Raw genomic sequence first — 2,492 nt, forward strand, 5'->3', positions numbered from 1 at the left:
CGTCGTCAGCTGAGGAGGCGAAATATACGCACCTTGAACTGATGCGTCAAGCACGAAACACTCAAAACACGAGTAGAAACATGATATCAAGCAACAAGAAACAGACAAGCAATTGTTTTAAAACAACTTAAGCCGTTAATGTTTTTTCAAACTATCCATCCAGCTACAGGTCGCCGCCTAGGCTGCGCGTCAAAACGCCCCTGCAGCAGGATAGGAACGAGCGCTCAACTACGGTAATCGGCATTAATACGCACATAGTCATAGGAGAAGTCACACGTCCAAACGGTCGCATCCGCACTCCCCCGCTCCAGCACAACCCGCACCGTAATCTCGCTTTGCTGCATGACGCGCTGACCGTCAGCTTCTTCATAATCCGGGTGGCGTCCTCCGGCGGAGGCTACCAGCACATCGTCCAGGTAGAGGGAAAGCCTGTCCACATCCAGATCCGCCACACCGGCATAGCCGATCGCGGCCAACAAACGTCCAAGATTAGGATCGGAAGCGAAGAAGGCGGTTTTAACCAGCGGAGAGCGTGCAATCGCATAGCCAATATCCTTGCACTCCGCCACACTACGCCCGCCTTCAACCTTGACAGTAATAAACTTGGTAGCCCCTTCACCATCACGCACGATGGCCTGCGCCAACTCGCGTGCGAGATCCAGCAAAACCGCTTTAAATGGGGCGTAATGCGGATGATCTACCGAGTCGATCAGGCCGCTTGCGCTTCGCCCGCTGCAAATAAGCATAAAGCTGTCATTGGTCGAAGTGTCGCCATCGATCGAGATACAGTTGAAGGACTGGTCGGCGACCTCCTTGACCAACTGTTCCAGCAGCGGACGCGTAATGGCCACATCGCTCGCGATAAAGCCCAGCATGGTTGCCATATTGGGATGAATCATGCCGGCGCCCTTGGCAATACCCGTCAAGACGACAGGCACACCATCCAGGCTCAATGTGCGACTCGCCGCCTTGGGCACGGTATCGGTCGTCATGATGGCCTCGGCCGCCTCGCCCCAGCTCGCCTCACGTCTTGCCGGCAAGGCCTGGATGATCTTGCCTACGGGTAGCGGCTCCAGAATCACGCCGGTAGAGAACGGCAAGACCTGCTCTGGCTGACAAGCCAGCTCTTCGGCCAGCGCCTTGCAAACTTGCAATGCATGCTCACGCCCGGCTACGCCGGTACCCGCGTTGGCATTACCGGTATTGACCACCAGCGCACGTATTTGTACACCCGCGCCCAGATGGGCTTTGCTCACTTGAACCGGTGCTGCACAGAAGCGGTTCTGGGTAAAGACGCCGGCAACGGTATTGCCTTTATCCAGCTGGATCACCAGCACATCCTTGCGATCCGCCTTCTTGATGCCGGCCTCAGCCACCATCAGCTTGACACCGGCTACCGCCAGCAAGCTTTGATCATCCTGTACATTGAGATTGACTGCCATTCCGCGCCTCCACACCAAAATGTTATTGGCATTGATTGTAACGGATTTGTTTATATCTGCGCGACAGCCCACCTCAGTTGGCTAGCGCCTCTTCCAGGCACGACAACAACGCCGCCCCGTAGCGGGCTAGCTTAAGCTCTCCCAAACCATAGATACGTCGCAACTCGGCCAGAGACGACGGCCGCTTCTCGACCAGTTCGCGCAAGGTCTTGTCGGAGAAAACGGCATAAGCCGGCACATTGTGCTCATCGGCCATGCCTTTACGCCAACGCCTGAGCGCCTGCCAGACCCGCTCCTCGCGCTCGGTGCGCAGCCATTGCTCGGCGCTACCGGCTTTGGCCCGGCTGTCGTCGGCCAGCGGCCGCAGGAAGATTTTTTCCTGCCCTTTAAGAATGCTGCGGCTGGATTCGGTCAACACCAGCGACTGGCCGCGCACGACATCAACCTCGATGATTTTTCTTGCCACCAGCTGGCGCACCAGCGAACGCCATGCCCGCTGCGAATACTCCTTGCCTATGCCGAAGGTAGAGAGCTGGTCATGGCCTGCTTGCTGCACGTGAGTATTGCTGCGCCCCAGCAGCACATCGATGACTTGGCTGGCCGGATAGCGCTGCCCGACCCGCCAGATACACGACAATAGTTTTTGCACGGCCAGCGTCGCATCAAACGTGACCGGCGGGTGCAGGCAATTGTCGCAATGCCCGCACGGCTGCCCCGCCTCACCGAAATGCGCCAGGATAAGCTGGCGACGGCAGGCGGCGGTTTCGCAAAAAGCGACCATTGCATCCAGCTTGGACAGCTCGACCTGCTTTTGCAGCTGAGCCATCTCCGAGTTCAGGATCATCTGCGTCAGCTGCACCATATCGTTCAGCCCATAACACAACCAGCTGGACGCAGGCAGCCCGTCACGCCCGGCGCGCCCCGACTCCTGGTAAAAATTTTCCGGGCTTTTAGGCAGGTCGACATGAGCGACAAAGCGTACGTCCGGCTTGTCTATGCCCATGCCGAAGGCGACGGTCGCCACCATCACCACCCCGTCCTCACGCAAAA

The 2,492-nt window shown here is 57.7% G+C and carries 2 protein-coding genes; both read right to left on the bottom strand.

Features of this window, described 5'->3' with window-relative positions:
• Positions 1-224 precede the first annotated feature (224 nt).
• Positions 225-1,442, bottom strand: coding sequence for a bifunctional glutamate N-acetyltransferase/amino-acid acetyltransferase ArgJ (gene argJ, locus EGI20_RS17490; protein WP_498632994.1), 1,218 nt, complete (start codon positions 1,440-1,442; stop codon positions 225-227).
• 73 nt (positions 1,443-1,515) lie between these two features.
• A partial coding sequence (locus EGI20_RS17495; protein ID WP_498632996.1) for a RecQ family ATP-dependent DNA helicase occupies positions 1,516-2,492 on the bottom strand: 977 nt, incomplete at its 5' end.

This window comes from Aquitalea sp. S1-19, from assembly GCF_024343515.1.